Origin of the sequence: Streptomyces sp. NPDC093598, assembly GCF_044764825.1 — a bacterium.
GTDB lineage: Bacteria > Actinomycetota > Actinomycetes > Streptomycetales > Streptomycetaceae > Streptomyces.
In genome coordinates this window covers 299250-317954 of sequence record NZ_JBIWIV010000005.1, presented here as the reverse complement: position 1 = coordinate 317954, position 18705 = coordinate 299250, and the positions used below count along the sequence as shown (strand labels likewise).

The window sequence follows — 18705 nt, the reverse complement described above, 5'->3', positions numbered from 1 at the left end:
TCCTCACCGTTCGTCGTGGTGGTTGTCGCCGCGTACGGCGTCTTCGAGTTCGCTGAGCACCTGTTCCTCCACCAGGTCGGCCAGGGCGGCGACCGTGCGCAGGACCAGGACGTCACGGGGCGTGAGCGTCACGCCGAAGGCGTCGTTGGCCCGTGAGGCGATGAGCAGGGCGCGCAGGGAGTCGCCGCCCAGGTCGAAGTAGTCGTCCTCCGCGCCGACCGGCGTGTGCAGGGCCTCCTCCCATAGGGCGGCCAGCACCTCCTCGGTGGGCGTGCGGGGAGCGACGTGTTCCGCCGTCCGTGGCGCGTCCGGTGCGGGCGCGGGCAGGGCGGCCCGGTCGGTCTTGCCGTTCTCGGTGAGCGGGAAGCGCTCCAGCACCACGTACGCCGAGGGCACCATGGGGCCGGGCAGGGTGGCGGCGGCCAGTTTCCGCAGTTCGGCGGCGGTGGGCGCCTCGGCACCGGGTGCGCGCAGCAGGTGGGCGACCAGGCGCGGCAGCCCCGGCTCGTCCTCCCGGACGCTCACCACGGCGTCCAGCACGGCCGGGTGGCGCGCGAGCGTGGTCTCCACCTCGCCCGCCTCGATGCGGTGGCCGCGCAGCTTGAGCTGGCGGTCGGTGCGGCCCAGGTAGTGCAGTTCGCCGCGGGCGTCGCGTCGTACGAGGTCACCGGTGCGGTACATGCGGGAGCCGGGCGGCCCGAACGGGTCGGCGGTGAACCGGGTCGCGGTCAGGCCGGGCCGGCCCAGGTAGCCGCGGGCCAGCGCGGGTCCGCTCAGCCACAGTTCGCCCGCCACGCCGTCGGGGACGGGCCGCATCCGGGGGTCCAGGACGTAGGCGCCGGTGGCGGGCAGCGGGCGGCCGATGGGCGGGGCGCCGCCGTCCGCCTCCAGGGGATCGGACCAGGTGGCGACCACGGTGGCCTCGGTCGGCCCGTAGGAGTTGACCAGACGGTGGTGCGGGGCCCAGCGGGCGACCAGGTCGGCGCCGCACGCGTCGGCGCCGACGGTCAGGGTCTTCAGGCCGGGAAGGGTGCCGGGGGTGTCCGGCGGCAGGGTGGCGAGCGCGGCCGGGGGCAGCAGGGTGTGGGTGATGCCCTCGTCGCGCAGCACGTCGGCGAGTTCCGCGCCGAGCAGCGGGCCGGGCCGCGGTACGACCAGGCGGGCGCCGTGCGGCAGGGACATGCACAGCTCCAGCACCGAGGCGTCGAAGCTGGGCGTGGCGAACGCCAGCACCCGGTCACCCGGCGCCACCTGGTAGTGCGCGGCCTCGGCGGCGGCGAAGCCCGCCAGGCCCCGGTGGGTGACCACCACGCCCTTGGGGGTGCCGGTGGACCCGGAGGTGTAGATGACGTAGGCCGGGTCGTCCAGGTCCAGCGGGCGGGTGCGGTCGGCGTCGGTGGGCCGGTGGCCCGGTACGCCGTCCGGTGGCGCCGCGAGCAGGGCGGCCACCTCGGCGGCGTCGAGGGTGACGGCGGGCGCCGCGTCGCGCAGCATGAACGCGACCCGCTCGGCCGGGTAGTCGGGGTCCACCGGCAGGAACGCGGCGCCGGTCTTGGCCACTGCCAGCTGGGCGATGACCATGTCCGCCGAGCGCGGCAGGACCAGCGCGACGAGGGTGCCGGGGCCCGCGCCGCGTGCGATGAGCCGGTGTGCCAGGCGGTTCGCCCGCGTCTCCGTCTCGGCGAAGGTCAGCGACAGGCCGGGCGCGCTCAGGGCCGGCGCCGCCGGCCGGCGGTCCGCCGCCGCCTCGATCAGGGCGGGCAGGGTCGCCGGGGGCACCGGTGCGAGCTGCGGGCGGGCGGGGCCGCGCAGCAGCCGTGCCCGTTCCCCGGGCGGCAGGATGTCGAGGGCGTCCAGGCGGTCGGTGTCCTGAGCGGCCGCCAGTTCGCCCAGGGTGTGCAGGAGTTGACCGGCCAGGGAACGTGCGGTGGCCGCGTCGAAGCAGCGCGGGTCGTAGCCGAGTTCGACGCCGAGCCGTTCGCCCGGCGAGATCACCACGGTGAGCGGGTAGTTGGTGGCCTCGCGGGCGTCGAGGTCGCGTACGCGGACGCCGTGGGCGCCGGCCGTGGCGTCCCCGACCGGGTAGTTCTCGAAGACCAGCAGGCTGTCGAACATCGGTGTGCCGGCGTCCAGTCCGCTCCATGCCTGCAGGTCGGTCAGGGGCACGTGGTCGAAGCGGCGGTCCTCGGCCCGGGCGGCCTGCGTGTCCCGCAGCCAGGCGTCGAAGGACGCGCCGCCGTCCACGGTGACCCGTGCGGGCAGGGTGGTGATGAACAGGCCGGTGATGGTGTCGGCGCCGGGCAGGTCGGCGGGCCGCCCGGAGACGGTGGTGCCGAAGCACACCTGCCGCTCTCCGCTCCACCGCGACAGCAGCAACGCCCAGGCGCCCTGCGCCACGGTGTTGAGGGTCAGGCGGTTGCGGCGGGCGAAGTCCTCCAGCCGCTTGGTCTCCTCCGCTCCCAGCCACTGGGACAGCCACGTGTCGGAGCGGGTGGCGGAGCTCTGGGCCGGCCTGCGGTCGTAGGGCAGTGGGGTGGGGGCGGTGAAATCCGCGAGGACGCTCCTCCAGTGCTCCTCGGCGGGCGCGGTGTCCCGGGCGGCGAGCCAGGCGGCGTAGTCGGCGAAGGGGCGGCGGTCCGGCAGCCGGGGTTCCTCACCCCGGGCGAGCGCCGCGTGGGCGGCCATGACGTCCGCCAGCACGTGGAAGACGCTCCAGCCGTCCAGCAGCACGTGGTGGAAGGTCCACAGGACGCGTACCTGGTCCGGGCCGAGCCGGATCAGGGCGAGGCGCAGCAGCGGGGCGCGGTCCAGTGCCATGCCGCGGGCCTTGTCCTCGGCCAGGAGCCGTTCCAGTGCCGTGTCGCGTTCGGCCGGGGTCAGGGCGCTCCAGTCGTGCTCGGTGAGAGGCAGGACGGCGCCGCGGTGGACGGCCTGGAGCGGGACGGGGACGCCGTGCAACACCACGGTGGTGCGCAGGACGGGGGTGCGGTCGACCACGTACTGGAAGGCGGCGGCGAGCGGACCGGGGTTACGCGCCCCGTCCACGACGAACGTGATCTGTTCGACGTACATGCCCTGGCCGGGTTCGTCCAGCCCGTGCACGACCATGCCGGTCTGGGTGGGGGTGAGCGGGTAGAGGTCCACGATGTCGCGGCCGGTGCCCACCAGCCGGTCCACGGCCGTCTGGTCCAGCGGCGCCAGCGGGAAGTCCGACGGGGTACGGCCCCCCGCGCCGGGCTCGGCACAGTGCCGCACGATGCCGCGCAGCTCCTCGGCCATGTCGGCGGCCAGCCGGGCCACCGTCTCCGGCCGGTGCACCTCGCGCGAGTACGACCAGGTGAACTCCAGCCGCCTGTCCACGACCCGGCCGAGGACGTCGAGGAGGTGGGGCCGGTCCGCCGCGCGGTCGATGCCGCCGGCCAGTCCGGCGTACGGCGTGTCCAGCAGACCGCCCGTGGTGGCGTTCCAGTCCTGCTGCCCCAGGTAGTTGAAGCCGACCTGCGGCAGCCCCGGGAGGCCGAGCCGGTCGCGGTCGGGGTGCAGGTGACGCAGGGCGCCGTAGCCCAGTCCGCCCCGGGGCACGGCCCGCAGGCTCTCCTTGACGGACTTCAGAGCCGCCCCGGTGCCCGCGTCCCCGGGCACGTCCAGCGCGACGGGGGACATGGTGGTGAACCAGCCGACGGTCCGGGCCAGGTCGATGTCCTCGAACAGGTCCTCCCGGCCGTGGCCCTCCAGCGCCACCGTGACCCGGTCCCGCCCGGTCCAGCGGGCCAGGACCCGGCCCAGGGCGCACAGCAGGACGTCGTTGACGCGGGTGCGGTAGACGTCCGGCACGTCCTGGAGCAGCCGCCGGGTCTCCTCGCTGTCCAGGCTCACCGTCACCGTCTCCTCGCAGGCGGCGGTGTTGGCTCCGCAGAGGTCGGTCGGCAGCGGCGTCGAGTCGGCGGACAGGGCCTGCCAGTGAGCGAGTTCGTCGTCGAAGCCACCGGACGCGGTGTGCGCGGTCAGGCGCTGCGCCCATGCCCGGAAGGAAGTGGTCTTCGGCCCGAGGTCCGCCCGCTCGCCGGCGCGCAGCGCCCGGTAGGCGGTGTCCAGGTCCTCCAGGAGGATCCGCCAGGACACCGCGTCCACGACCAGGTGGTGGGCGGCCAGCAGCAGTACGGGCCGCCGTGCGGCGCCGGTCCGGCACAGCGCGGCCCTGAGCAGGGGTCCGGCGGCGAGGTCGAACCCGGCGCACAGGCGGTCGGCCAGGTCGCTCACCGACGTGTCCGTGCCGTCGGGCAGGTCGTGCACCTCCAGCGGCGGCGCCTCGCCGGGAGCGGTGCCGTGCTGCCGCCACCGCCCGTCGTGGGTCTGTTCGAACCGCAGGTGCAGCGCGTCGTGATGTTCCTGTACGACGGCGAGCGCGGCCCGCAGCAGGGCCTCGTCGGTGTCGGCGGCCAGGTGGAAGGAGACCGCCTGGGTCAGCCGCGCGGGGTCGCCGGTGAGCGTGTCGAACAGCCAGTGCTGGACGGGGGTGAGCGGCACCTCCCCCACGACCGGGCCCTGTTCCGCCACGGTCCGCCGGGCCGTGACCTCCTGGGCGGCGGCGGCCAGTTCGGCGATGGTCTGGTGCTGGAAGAGGTGCCGGGGGGTCAGGGCGAGGCCGGCCCTGCGGGCGGCGGAGACGATCTGGATGCCGAGGATGGAGTCGCCGCCGAGCGCGAAGTAGTTGTCCTGCGCCCCCACGTCGGGCACGCCCAGCACCTGCGACCAGATCGCGGCGAGCGCCCGTTCCGTCTCGGTGCGCGGCGGGCGGTCACCCGTCCCGCCCGGCGCCGACCACACGGGGTCGGGCAGCGCGCGCCGGTCCAGCTTGCCGGTGGCCCCGAGCGGCAGCCCCTCCAGCGGCACGACGAGAGCGGGCACCAGGTGGTCGGGGAGCGTGCGCGCGAGGAAGTCCCGCAGGCCGGCGGAGTCGGGCAGCCCACCACCGTCGGGGACGGCGTACGCCACCAGCCGTTTGTGGCCGTCGTGTTCGACGACGCGGGCAGCGGCCGCGGACACCTGGGGGTGCCGGGTCAGCGCGGCCTCGACCTCTCCGAGTTCGATGCGGAAGCCGCGGACCTTCACCTGGTCGTCCGAGCGGCCGAGGTACACCAGGTCGCCGTCGGCGGTCCACCGTACGAGGTCCCCGGTGCGGTACATGCGGCTGCCGGGCGGACCGAACGGGTCGGCGGGGAAGCGGGACGCGGTCAGTCCCGGCCGGTTCAGGTAGCCGCGGGCCACGCCGGTTCCGGCCAGGTACAGCTCGCCGGGCGCACCGGCGGGGACCGGTCGCAGCCGGGCGTCCAGGACGTAGGCGCGGGCTCCGCCGACGGGCCTGCCGATGGGCGGGACACGGTCGGGTTCGGCCGGGTCGCAGGTGAAGGCGGTGGCGTAGACGGTGGCCTCGGTGGGGCCGTAGATGTTCATCACCCGGCAGCCGGGGACCGCCGCGCGCACCTGGCTCACGGTCCGCACGGGCAGCGCCTCACCGGCGAGGACGACGGTGTCGGCGGTGACGCGGACGGCGTCCTCCGCCAGCAGCCGGCCCAGCGCGGAGGGCACCGCGCTGAGCAGTCCCGCCCGCCACGGCCCGTCGCGCTCGGCGAGGGCCAGCAGGTCGCGGACGATCTGGACGCGGCCGCCGGCCAGCAGCGGGGAGAAGATCTCGAACACCGACACGTCGAAGTTGAGCGAGGTGGAGGCCACGACGTGTTCCAGGCCGCGCCCGCCGAACTCGGCTGCGGCCCAGTCGGTCAGCGCCAGCACCGAGGCCTGGGCGACGACGACCCCCTTGGGCCGGCCGGTCGAGCCGGAGGTGTGGATGACGTAGGCGGGGTGGTCGGGCAGCAGCCTTCCGTGCCGTTCCTCGTCGGCGATGTCGTCGCCGGGCAGGGCGGCCAGGCGCGCGGCGCAGGCGGGGTCGTCGAGGGCGATCCGGGTGAACGGGCCCTCCGGCAGCCGGCTGGACGTCTGCGCACTCGTGACGACGGCTTCGGGCCGCACGTCGTCGAAGAGGAAGGCGACGCGCTCGGCCGGGTAGCCCGGGTCGACGGGAAGGTAGGCGGCGCCGCTCTTGAGGACCGCCAGCAGGGCCACGATCAGGTCCGGGGTGCGCGGCAGGGCGAGGGCGACGAACCGTTCCGGCCCGGCTCCGGCCTCGATGAGCAGCCGGGCCAGCCGGTTGGCGCGTTCGTCGAGCTGCCGGTAGGTGAGCTGTTCGGTGTCGCCGAGCACGGCGACGGCGTCCGGGACGCGCGCGGCCTGCGCGCGGAACGCCTCGGGCAGGGTCCGCCGCGGTGCCTCGGCCACCGGGCCGCCGAAGCGCTCCAGCAGACGACGGCTCTGCTCGCCGGACATCAGGGGCAGGTCGGCCAGGGTGCGGTCCGGGTCGGTGGCCATCTCCGTCAGCAGCGTGCGCAGGCTCGCGCCGAGGCCGTCGACGGTGGCGGCGTCGAAGGCGGCGGGATCGTAGTCGAGGGTGACGGTCAGGGTGTCGCCGGGCGCGACCACCACGCTGAGAGGGTAGTTGGTCGGCTCCACATCGCGTTCCTGCTCCATGGCCAGGCCGAGCCGGGCCAGGGCGTCCGCGTCGAACGGGTAGTTCTCGAAGACCACGATGCTGTCGAACAGCGGGGTGCCGCCCGGTACCTCGCTCCACGTCTGGAGCTGCGCGAGCGAGACGAAGTCGTGGCGCCGGGACTCCGACTGGGCGGCCTGGAGGTCACCCAGCCAGTCCGGCAGACGGCGCCGCCCGTCGATCCGTGCCCGGGTGGGCAGGGTGTTGATGAACACGCCCACCATCGAGGTCACGCCCGGCAGGTCGGCCGGCCGGCCGGAGACGGTGGTGCCGAACACCACGTCGTCCCCGCCGCCGTAACGGGACAGCAGCAGCGCCCAGGCGCCCTGGAGCACGGTGTTGACGGTCAGGCCGGCCTCCTGCGCGGTCCGGCGCAGCCTCGCCGACACCTCGGCGTCGAGCGTCACCCGCACCGACCCCGAGGAGGAGCTGCGGTGCGCCTCCTCCGGCCGCCGGTCGCGCGGCAGTTCGGTGGCGACGGGGAAACCGGCCAGGGCCTCGCGCCAGTACGCTTCCGCCCGCTCGGTGTCCTGCCGGGCCAGCCAGCCCAGGTAGTCGCTGAAGGGGGCACGGTCGGGCACCTGCGGGCGGCGCCCGGCGGTGAGCGCGGCGTACCGCTCGCACACCTCGTCGAAGACCTGGGCCGCGCTCCACCCGTCGAGCAGCAGATGGTGGAACGTCCACAGCATCCGCACCCGTTCGGGCGAGAGCCGGATCAGGGCCAGGCGCATCAGCGGGGCCGTCTCCAGGTCGAGGCCGGCCTGCCGGTCCTCGTCGACCAGCCGGGCGAGTTCCGCCTCGCACCGTTGGGCGGACCACCCGGACCAGTCGTGCTGGGTGACCGGCACGGGCGCCCGCCGGCACACGGCCTGGAGGGGTTCGGCGGTCTCCTGCCACACCGGGCGGGTGCGCAGCATCGCGTTGGCGTCCACGGTCCGCTGCCACGCCTCGGCCAGGGCGTGCGGGTCGCCGACGCCCGAGAGCACCAGTTGGACCTGGTTGACGTAGGTGCGGCTGTCGGGGTCCATGAGGCTGTGGAACAGCATGCCCGCCTGCATCGGCGTCAGCGGGTACAGGTCCTCGACGCCGCGGCCGTCGCCCACGACCCGGTCCACGGCCGCCTGGTCGATCCGGACCAGCGGGAAGTCCGACGGCGTACGGCCCCCCGCCCCGGGGTCGGCGCAGTGCGCGACGACCTCCTCCAACGCCCGCAGCATGCCGGCCGCGAGGTGGCCGACGGTCTCCTCCCGGTGCAGGTGCCGGCTGTAGTGCCAGGTGACCTCCAGCTCGCCGTCCTCGACGCGGGCCACCACGTCCAGCAGGTGCGGGCGCACCGACTCGGGCGCCTCGGCGCCGTCCAGCCCGCCCGGTACGGAGCGCACCAGCGCGCCGCCCCGGGCGGACCAGTCGAACCGGCCCAGGTAGTTGAAGCTGACGGCCGGCATCGGCGCGTCGGCCAGCCGCTCGTCCCGGGCGAGCCGGCGCAGGGCGCCGTGTCCCAGGCCACGCCCGGGCACGGACCGCAGCTGCTCCTTGACGGATTTCAGGGCGGCGCCCCAGTCCCCGTCCGGGACGTCGAGGGCGACGGGGAAGAGGGTGGTGAACCAGCCGACGGTGCGGGAGAGGTCGACGTCGTCGAAGAGCTGGTCCTCGCGGCCGTGCCCCTCCAGGCCGACGGCGACGGCTCGCCGCCCGGTCCACCCGGACAGCACCCGGCCGAGAGCCGTCAGCAGGACGTCGTCGACGCGCGTGCGGTAGACGCCGGGCACCTTCCGCAGCAGGTCGTCGGTGTGCCGCCGGTCCAGGCGTACGGTCACCGCGTCCACGTCGGCCATGGTGTTGCCGCCGTCGCCGTCCACCGGGAGCGGTGCGGCGCAGTGCCGGGCCACCTCCTCCCAGTGCTCGCGCTGCGCGGCGAAACCGCCGGCCTCGGTGTGGGCGTGCAGGCGCCGCGCCCACTCCTGGACGGAGGTCGTCCGCTCCGGCAGGCGCACCGGCTCCCCGGCTCGGGCCTGCCCGTAGGCGGTCTCCAGGTCCTCCAGCAGGATGCGCCAGGAGACGCCGTCGACGACCAGGTGGTGAACGATGAGGAGGAGCCGGGTGCCGGTCCCGGTCCCGGCTGCGGTCCCGGTCCCGGTCTCCGTTCCGGTCCCGGTTCCGGTGCCGGTGAACAGGCGGGCCGTCAGCAGCGGTCCGCTCGTCAGCCGGAAGGCGGCGTGCGCCTCGGCCGTGACGCGGGCCTCGGTCTCCTCGGCCGCCGTCGCCGGCAGTCCGCTCAGGTCGCGGACCTCCAGCAGCTCGGGGACCTCCTCGCCGGCTCCGGGGCACTCCTGGCGCCAGGAGCCGTCGGCGGACCGGGCGAAACGGCAGCGCAGGGCGTCGTGGTGGGCGTACACGGCCGCGAGGGCGCGGCGCAGGGCGGCCGGGTCGACGTCGTCGGGTGTGTCCACGACGACGGCCTGGTTGAAGAACTCAGGCCGCCTCGGTCCGGGATCGAGGTACCAGTGCTGGATCGGGGTGAGCGGGACCTCACCGCTCACCGGGCCGGTCCCCGCGACGGGTGCGGCGGTGCCGGTGGCCGCGGCGGCGGCCAGAGCGGCGACCGTGGGATGCCGGAACAGGTCCCTCGGGGTGAGCGTGAGGCCGGCGGCGCGGGCGCGGGAGACGACCTGGATGCTGAGGATCGAGTCGCCGCCCAGCATGAAGAAGTTGTCGTCGGCGCCGACCCGGTCCGCGCCGAGCAGCTCCGCCCAGATTCCGGCGAGGATCCGCTCGGCCTCGGTGCGCGGCGCGCGGTACTCGGCGTCGCCGGCCGCCGCCCAGTCGGGGGCGGGCAGCCGGCGTCGGTCCACCTTGCCGTTGGCGGTCAGGGGCAGCTCGGCCACCGTGACGAAGGCGGCGGGCACCATGTAGTCGGGCAGCTCGGCGACGACGTGCGCGCGCAGCTCGCTCGCGGACGGCACGGTGGCCGAGGGCGCGGGCACGAGGTGGGCGGCCAGCCGTTTGCGTCCGGTGTGCTCGTACACGGAGACGACCGCCTCGGCGACGGCCGGATGGGCGGTGAGCCGGGCCTCTATCTCGGTGGGCTCGACCCGGAAGCCTCGGATCTTGACCTGGTCGTCCGCGCGTCCCACGAAGTGCAGTTCGCCGTCGGCGCTCCACCGCACGATGTCGCCGGTGCGGTACATCCGCCCGCCGGCCGGGCCGAACGGGTCTGCCAGGTAGCGCGCGGCGGTCGCGCCGGGACGTCCGGCGTAGCCACGGGCCAGTCCGGCGCCCGCGATGTACAACTCACCTGGTACGCCGGGCGGTTGCGGTTGAAGGATGTCGTCCAGGACGTACACGCGGGTGTTGTCGAGCGGGCGCCCGATGGGCAGCACCGGCGGGAGCGGGTCACCGGCCCGGAAGACCCGTCGGGTCGCGAAGGTGGTGGTCTCGGTGGGTCCGTAGCCGTCGACGACGGTGAGGCCGGGGCAGGCGTCGAGCACGCGGCCCACCACGGCGCCCGGTACGGCCTCGCCGCCGGTCCACACCTCGCGGGCGCCGAGCAGGCAGGCGGGGTCCTCCTGGGCGAGCAGCCGGAACAGGCCCGCGGTCAGCCACAGGCAGCGCACGCCCCGCTCGGTGATCGCGCGGCGGACGACGGCGGCGTCCACGTCGACCGGCGGGGCCAGCACGGCCGTCCCGCCGCGCAGCAGCGGCACCCACACCTCGTAGGTGGCGGCGTCGAAGGCGTGCGGGGAGTGCACGAGGACCCGGTCGTGGCCGGTGAAGGCGCGGTCGAGGGCGAGCGCGGCGACGTCCCGCTGGCGTACCGCGACGCCCTTGGGGGTGCCGGTGGAACCGGAGGTGAACATCAGGTACTGGACGTTGTCGGGGTGGACCGGGCGGGCGGCCGGGACGTCTGCCGCGACGTCACCGTCCGCGTCGGGGAGTGCACCCGCCAGGAGCTCGTCCACGCGCAGGACGGTGCCGTCGGGCAGCGCCTCCCCCGCCGTCCGCTCCCACTCGACGTCGGTCAGCAGCAGCCGCGCGCCCGCCTCGGCGAGCATCCTGCGCAGCCGCTCCCGCGGTGCCCTGCCGTCCAGCGGGACGTACACGCCCCCGGTACGCACCAGTGCGAGCTGCACGACGACGAGGTCGACCGAGCGGCCCGTAAGCACGCCCACCGCGACCTCGGCGGCGACACCGAGCGCGGTCAGCCGGCCGGCCAGCCGGGCGGCCCGCGCGTCGAGCTCCCGGTAGGTGAGCCGCTCCTCGTCCGCCTCCAGGGCCACGGCGTCCGGTGTGCGCCGCACCTGCGCGGCGAACAGCTCCGCCACCGTGGCCTCGGGTGTGGCGGTGATGGTGTCGTTCCACTCCTCGACCACCTGGCGGCGGCGGGCGTCCGTGAGCAACGGCAGCCGGGCGGGCGCGAGTTCGGGGGTCGCGGCCATGCCCGCCAGCAGGACGGTGAGGTGCTCGACCATCCGCTCGACGGTGCCGGCGTCGAACAGCCGCGGGTCGTAGCCGAGCCGCAGTCCCAGTTCGGCACCCGGATAGGCCACGAGGCTCAGCGGGTAGTTGGTGGTCTCGATGCCGTCCAGTCCGGTCAGCCGCAGTCCGTGAGCGGCCGCCAGGTCGTCGTCGACCGGGTAGTTCTCGAAGACGACGATGCTGTCGAACAGGGGGGCCCGCTCGGGGAGCAGGGTGAAGTCCTTCATCCGGGTGAGCGGCACGTGGTCGAAACGGCGGTCCTCGCTCTGGTCCCGCTGGAGGTCGCGCAGCCAGTCGAGCAAGGCCCGGTCGTGCGGCACCGTCACCCGCGTGGGCAGGGTCGTGATGAACAGGCCGGTCATGGAGTCGGCTCCGGGCAGCTCGGGGGGCCGCCCGGAGACGGTCGTGCCGAACACCACGTCAGCTCTGCGGGCCAGACGGCTCAGCAGCAGCGCCCACGCCCCCTGCACCAGGGTGTTGAGGGTCAGCCCCGCCGTCCTGGCCAGCTCCTCCAGAGTCCGGGTGGTGACCGCGTCCACGGTGCCGCGGACCGCCGCGGTGGACTCGGCGCGGTGATTCTCGCGCGGCTCGCGGTCGTAGGGCAGAGCGGTGGCCTCGGCCAGGTCCGCGAGGCGACGCTGCCAGTGCCGGTCGGCCTCCGCCCCGTCGCGGTCGCGCAGCCAGGCCACGTAGTCGCGGAACGGGCGCCGGTCCGGCAGGGGCTCCCGGCCGGCCGTGGCGTGCCCGGCGAAGACGTCGGACAGCACCTGGAACAGGCTCCAGCCGTCCAGCAGCAGGTGGTGGAAGGACCACACGACGCGTACGGCACTGTCGGAGATCCTCGCGAGCACCAGCCGCTGGAGCGGGGCCCGGGTCAGGTCGATGCCCTGTTCACGGTCCCGGTCCAGCAGCTGCCGCAGCCGGGTTTCGCGCTCCTGCTCGGTCAGGTCGCGCCAGTCCAGGTGGGTCACGGGCACGCGGGCGTGGCGCCGCACGACCAGCAGCGGCTCGGGCATGTCCTGCCAGCGGACGTGTCCGCGCAGCACGGGCGTGTGGTCCGTGACGCGCTGCCAGGCCGCCGCCAGCGCGGCCGGGTCCGCCACGCCGTCCAGGTCGAAGGTCAACTGCTGGAAGTAGACGCCCTCGTCGGCCTGGGAGAGCCCGTGGAAGAGCATGCCGGCCTGGGTGGGGGTGAGCGGGTGGACGTCCTCCACCGCGTCCGGGTCGGCCCCCACGATCCGGTCCACGGTCGCCTGGTCGAGGCGGGCCAAGGGGAAGTCCGACGGGGTGCGTCCGCCGCTGCCGGGCCGGCCGGCGTGGCGCGCGATGCCGGCCAGCGCGTCGGCGAAGCGTGCGGCCAGATCGGCGACGGTCGTCCTGGTGTGCAGGTCCTCGGAGTAGAACCAGGTGAACTCCAGCGCGTCGCCGTCCAGTCGGCCCACGACCTCCAGAGGGTGCGGACGTACCGCCGAGGGGTGGGCGTCCAGTTCCAGCGTGCGGAACGATCCCGCGTACAGGCCTCCGGTGTCCGGCAGGCCGAACCGGCCCAGGTAGTTGAAGCTGACCTGAGCTTGCGGCGCCCCGGACAGGGCCTGCGGGCGGGTCAGATACCGCAGGGCGTCGTGCCCGACCCCGTGTCGGGGTACCGCCCGCAGCTGCTCCTTGACCTGCTTGAGCACGGCGTCCCAGTCGGCGTCGGGCGGGACGGCGAGGGCGACGGGGTGGCGGGTGGTGAACCAGCCGACGGTACGGCTGGTGTCCACGTCGGCGAAGAGTTCCTCGCGGCCGTGTCCCTCGACATCCACCAGCACCCGCTCGTGCCCGGTCCACGTGCACAGCACCCGGCCGAGCGCGCTCAGCAGTACGTCGTTGACCCGGGTGCGGTAGGTGTCCGGCAGGGTGCGCAGCAGGGCGGAGGTGTCCTCGGGGGTGAGGCGGACGGTCACCGAGCGCGCCGAGGCGTAGGTGTTGGCGCCTTCCCCGTCGGCCGGGAGCGCCGCCTGGGCGCCGGCGACGGCGTCGGTCCAGTACGCGACCTCGTCGTCGAAGCCGCCGTCGGCCGCGTGGGCGGACAGGCGCCGGGCCCAGTGCCGCAGCGGCGAGGACTTGGGGGGCAACGCCGTCTGTCCGTCGCGGCCTTCCCGGCGGGCGCGGTAGGCGCGGTCGAGGTCCTCCAGGAGCACGCGCCAGGAAACGCCGTCCACGACCAGGTGGTGAACGGCCAGGTGCAGCACGCGGGGCAGGCCGTGGCCGCGGTCGTGCAGCACGGCACGCAGCAGCGGGCCGTGGCGCAGGTCGAAGGCGCCGTGGTGCGGTGTGTCGGTGTCGGGGCCGACGTGGCGGCCCAGACGGAGGCGCGGTGCCCGCTCCTCGATGCGCCATGCGGCGCGGGGCGTCGCGTCGGAGCCGTCGATGGCGTCCTCGGCGGGCGCTTCGCCGGTCTCCTCGGTGAGGAAGCGGGAGCGCAGCGCGTCGTGGTGGGCGACGAGGTCGTTGAGGGCGTCCTCCAGCGCCGCCGGGTCCACCGTGTCGGGAAGCTGGATGGACAAGGTCTGGGCGAAGCGGCCCGCGCGCTCGGCCGCGCTGTCGAACAGCCAGCGCTGGATGGGCGTGAGCGGCGCGGGGCCGGTGGCGGGCACCGCGTCCGGGACGGCGGGCCGTCGGTCACCGGCCGCGTCGGCGCAACGGGCGAGGGCGGCGACCGTCTGGTGATGGTAGACGTCCCGGGAGGTCACTGTGAGGCCCGCCTGACGAGCCCGGGCCACCACCTGGATGCTGAGGATGGAGTCGCCGCCCAGCGTGAAGAAGTTGTCGTCCACCCCGACCCGGTCCACGCGCAGGATGTCCGCCCAGATCGCGGCGAGGGTGCGCTCGGTGGGAGTGTGCGGGTCCACGCGGTGCGTCCCGCTCCGGGCGGGCCCGGGGTCCGGCAGGCGGCCCCGGTCCAGCTTGCCGTTGGGGTTGAGGGGCAGGTCGGCCAGGATCATGACGGTCGTCGGCACCATGTAGTCGGGCAGGGTGCGGCCGAGGGTCCGGCGCACCCCCTCCGGCTCCAGGTGCGCGCCCGGAGCGGGAACGACGTAGCCGACCAGACGACGGCGGCCGTCGCTCTCCCGGACGGTGGCCGCCGCCTCCACCACCCCGTCCACGCGGCGCAGTGCCTCCTCCACCTCGCCCAGTTCGATGCGGAAACCGCGCACCTTCACCTGCTGGTCGGTACGGCCCAGGTACTCCAGTTCACCGTCGGTGGTCCACCGCACCAGGTCTCCGGTCCGGTACATGCGATCCCCCGGCCCGCCGAACGGGTCGGCCACGAACCGGGAGGCGGTCAGCCCCGGACGTCCCAGGTAGCCGCGCGCCAGTCCCCCGCCGCCCAGGTAGAGCTCTCCCGTCACGCCCGGCGGCTGGGGACGCAGCAGGCGGTCCAGGACGTAGGCACGGGTGGCGGCCACAGGCCTGCCGATCGGCGGGGCCTGGTCCGGTGCCGTCGGGCCGGCGAACCACGCGGTGGCGTAGACCGTGGCCTCGGTGGGGCCGTAGATGTTGGCGATCTCGCAGTCCGGCATGGCCCGCAGCAGGTCGTGCACGGTCTGCGCGGGAAGCGCCTCACCGGCCAGGACGACGGTGTCCGCCGCCACGGCCGCCCCACTCTCGGTGAGCATGCGGGAGATCACCGACGGCACTCCGCTGACCAGTCCGGCCCGTCGGGGTTCGCTGGAGTCGGCGAGGGCCGGGAGGTCGGCGACCACCTCGATGCCGCCGCCCACGAGCAGCGGGCAGAGCATCTCGAAGACCGACACGTCGAAGTTCAGCGAGGTGGAGGCCACCACGTGGGCCAGTCGCCGGGGGCCGAAGCGCTCCCCCGCCCATGCCGCGAGGCCGGCGACACTGCGGTGGGAGACCACGACGCCCTTGGGGCGTCCCGTCGAGCCCGAGGTGTAGATGACGTACGCGGGATGCCCGGGATCGAGGGGCCGCGCCCGGTCGGCGTCGGTGAGGTCGCCGTCGGCGACGGCGTCCTGGGCGAGGCAGTCCTCCAGGAGCAGCGCGGCGCAGTCCTCGGGCAGCGCGCCGGCGGTCTCGCGCGTGGCCACGACGAGAGCGGGAGCGGCGTCGCCGAGCATGAAGCGGATGCGCTCGACCGGGTAGCCGGGGTCCACCGGCAGATAGCCCGCGCCCGCCTTGAGTACGGCCCACAGCACCGGCAGCAGGTCCGCCGTCCGCGGCAGGCACAGAGCCACCAGCGTCTCGGGCCCGGCCCCGCGGGCGGCCAGCACCCGGGCAAGCCGGTTGGCGCGCCGGTTGACCTCGGCGTAGTCCAGGCGCTCGGAGCCGCAGACTACAGCGGTGCGCTCGGGTGTCCGTGCCACCTGCGCCTCGAAGAGCGCGGGCAGCGTGCTGCCCGACGCGCGGCCGGCGTCCGTTGCCCGCGGGTTCCACACCTCCAGCATGGTGCGCCGTTCGTCCTCCGACAGCAGGTCCAGCTCGCCCACCGTGCGGTGCGGTCCGTCCGCCATGCCCTCCAGCAGCCGGAGCAGGTGGCGACTCATCCGGGCGACTGTCTCCGCCTCGAACAGGCCGGTGCTGTATTCGGCGGTGAGCTCGAAGCTGCCGTCGGCGCGCGGCGTGAACTCCAGCACCAGGTCGAACCGGGCGGCCGGACGGGGCAGCGGATGCTGCTCGATGCGCACCCCGCCGACCGGCGGCGGGTCGCTCAGGGCGGTCTGCTGCACCACGAGCACCTGCACCAGCGGGGTCCGGCTGGGATCCCGGGGCGGGGCCAGCTCCTCCACCACCCGGTCGAACGGCACCGCGTCGTGGGCGAAGGCGTCCAGTACCGTCGCCCGCATGTTCTCCACGAACCGGTCGACGGTCGCGGCGTCGTCCACGTCACCGCGCAGCACGACGGTGTTGGCGAAGAACCCGGCCACGTCCTCCAGTTCGCGGCGTTCCCGCCCCGTGGTGACGGTGCCGAAGGCGACGTCCCGCTGGCCGGAGAACCGGGAGAACAGCACCGCCGCGGCCCCGGCGAACAGGGTGAAGACGGTCGTGGCACGCTCCGCCGCCAGGTGCCGCAGCCGCGCGACCAGCTCCGCCGGAAGGTGCTGCCGGTGCGCGGCGCCGGCCGTGGTGCGCACCGCGGGCCGGGGCCGGTCGGTGGGCAGCTCCAGTTGCGGCATGCCGGTCAGATGCCGCTTCCAGTACGCGAGGTCCTCCGCTTCCCTGTCGTCGCCGCCCTGTCGACGCTCCCACACCGCGAAGTCCGGATACTGCACGCCGAGTGCGGGCAGCCCGTCCGCCGTGCCGGACACCTCGGCCCGGTACAGCGCTGCCAGATCACGGGTGAGGATGCCCACGGACCAGCCGTCGGTGACGATGTGATGCTGGGCCAGTAACAGGAGATGATCGTCGGCACCGCGGCGGACGAGCAGCGCCCTGGTGAGCGGGCCGGCCGCCAGGTCGAAGGGGTGCTCCAGCTCCTCGGTGAGCAGCCGTTCGGCGGCCTCCTCGCGCCGGACGGCGGGCAGGTGCGTCACGTCGGCCGTACGCAGGGGCAGGTCGGCGTGCGGGTGTACGTGTTGTACGCCGTGTCCGTCCTGCGTGGCGAAGGTGGTGCGCAGACTGTCGTGGCGGGCGGCCAGCTTGTCGAGGGCGCGGGCCAGCGCCGCTGTGTCCACGTCGCCGCGCAGCCGCAGCGCCGAGCCGGTGTTGTACTCGGTGCCGCCCGGGGTGAGGTCGTTCAGGTACCACAGGCGCCGCTGGGCGCTGGAGAGCGGGAGCGGCCGGTCGCGCGGGACGGCCGGGATCGGGTCCTCGGCCACCGCGTCGAAGGGAGCGCCGAGCAGCCGGGCCAGGGAGGCGACCGTGCGCGCGGTGAAAACGTCCCGGATGGACAGGCGGGCGCCGAGTTCCTCGCGGATGCGGGCCAGGGCGCGGGCGGCGAGGATCGAGTCTCCGCCCAGGTCGAAGAAGTCGTCCTCGACGCCGACCGCGTCGACCCCCAGGACGTCCGCCCAGACGTCGGCGAGCACACGCTCGTGCGCGGTGCGCGGCGCCACGTGCCCCCGGCCGGCCGCGCGGACGGGCGCGGGCAGGGCACCCAGGTCGATCTTGTGCTGCGGGGTGAGCGGCAGGGTGTCGAGGACGACCACGACGGACGGCACCATGTGCGGTGGCAGGACGGCGGCGACGCTTTCCCTCAACTCATCCGTGTCAAGGGGCTGTTCAGGGTCGGCGGAGGTGACGTATCCGACGAGCCGGCGCCGCCCGGGTTCGTCCTCGCGCACCACGGCCACGGCGTCGCGCACACCGGTGAGGCCCCGCAGCGCCGCCTCGATCTCGCCGGGCTCGATACGGAAGCCGCGCAGTTTCACCTGGCGGTCGAGCCGGCCCAGGTACTCCAGTTCGCCGTGCGTGTTCCAGCGTGCCCGGTCGCCGGTGCGGTAGAGCCGGGCGCCGGGCGGACCGAAGGGGCTGGCGACGAACCGTCCGGCGGTGAGGCCGGGCCGGTTGAGGTAGCCGCGGGCCACTCCCCCGCCGCCGACGAACAGTTCACCGTCGGCTCCGGGCGGCACCGGCCGCAGGGCCGCGTCCAGCACGTGCACCTCAGTGCCGGGAAGGGGGGCGCCGATGCCCGGTGTGCCGGTGCCCGCGGCCAGCGGTCCGGTCCAGGACGCCACGATGGTCGTCTCGGTGGGCCCGTACGAGTTGATCATCCGTCGGCCGGGCGCCCAGCGGTCGACGAGTTCCGCCGGGCAGGCCTCGGCTCCCACGATCAGCGTGCGCAGGCGGCCCGCGCCGATCCGCGCCGGGTCGGGCAGGGTGGCGAGGGCGGCCGGCGGGATCAGCGCGTGGGTGATGCGGTGCTCGTTGACCACGGAGGCGAGCTCGTCGCCCAGCCAGGGGCCGTCCGGCGGGACGACGAGGGTGGCGCCGGACAGGACGGAGATGAACAGTTCCAGCACGGAAGCGTCGAAGCTGGGCGAGGAGAACTGCAGCACCCGGTCGCCCGGGCCCACGGCGTACTGCTCGGCGGCGCCCGCGGTGAAGGCGGAGATGCCTCGGTGGGTGACGGTCACGCCCTTGGGCGTTCCGGTCGAGCCCGAGGTGTAGATGATGTACGCGGCGTGGTCGGCGTCCACCCGTGGGCGCGGTCTCGGGGCGTCGTCGGCTGCCTCCATGACGGCGCGTACGCCGTCCGGGTCGTCGAGGACCACGGCGGGTGCCGCGTCCCGCAGCATCAGCGCGCGCCGCTCGCCCGGGTACTGAGGGTCCACGGGCAGGAAGGCGGCACCCGCCCGGGCCACGGCCAGCTCGGCGGCGATCAGCTCGAGGGACCGCGGCAGGACCAGCGCGACCGTCCGCTCCGGTCCGACCCCGCGTCGGACGAGATCGGCGGCCAGCCGCCCGGTCCGTGCGGCCAGCTCCCGGTAGGACCACGTCCGTCGGCCGTCGGTCACCGCCGGCGCGTGAGGCGTACGGCTCACCCAGGCCTCGAAGAGTTCGCCGAGCGACCGGTGGGGCACCGCGGTGTCCGCCCCGCCTCCTGCTGCGGTGACGTCGTCCGCCCGGGTGGAGGGGGACATCGGGTCGGGCGAGTTGTGCAGGTCCGTCATGGGGAGTCC

General features: G+C 74.8%; 1 protein-coding gene. It reads right to left on the bottom strand.

Features of this window, described 5'->3' with window-relative positions; translation table 11 throughout:
* Nucleotides 1-3: 3 nt before the first annotated feature.
* Nucleotides 4-18696 (bottom strand): non-ribosomal peptide synthase/polyketide synthase, encoded by an 18693-nt coding sequence (locus tag ACIRDU_RS19960; RefSeq protein WP_403581229.1) that lies wholly within the window; start codon nucleotides 18694-18696, stop codon nucleotides 4-6.
* Nucleotides 18697-18705: the final 9 nt, after the last annotated feature.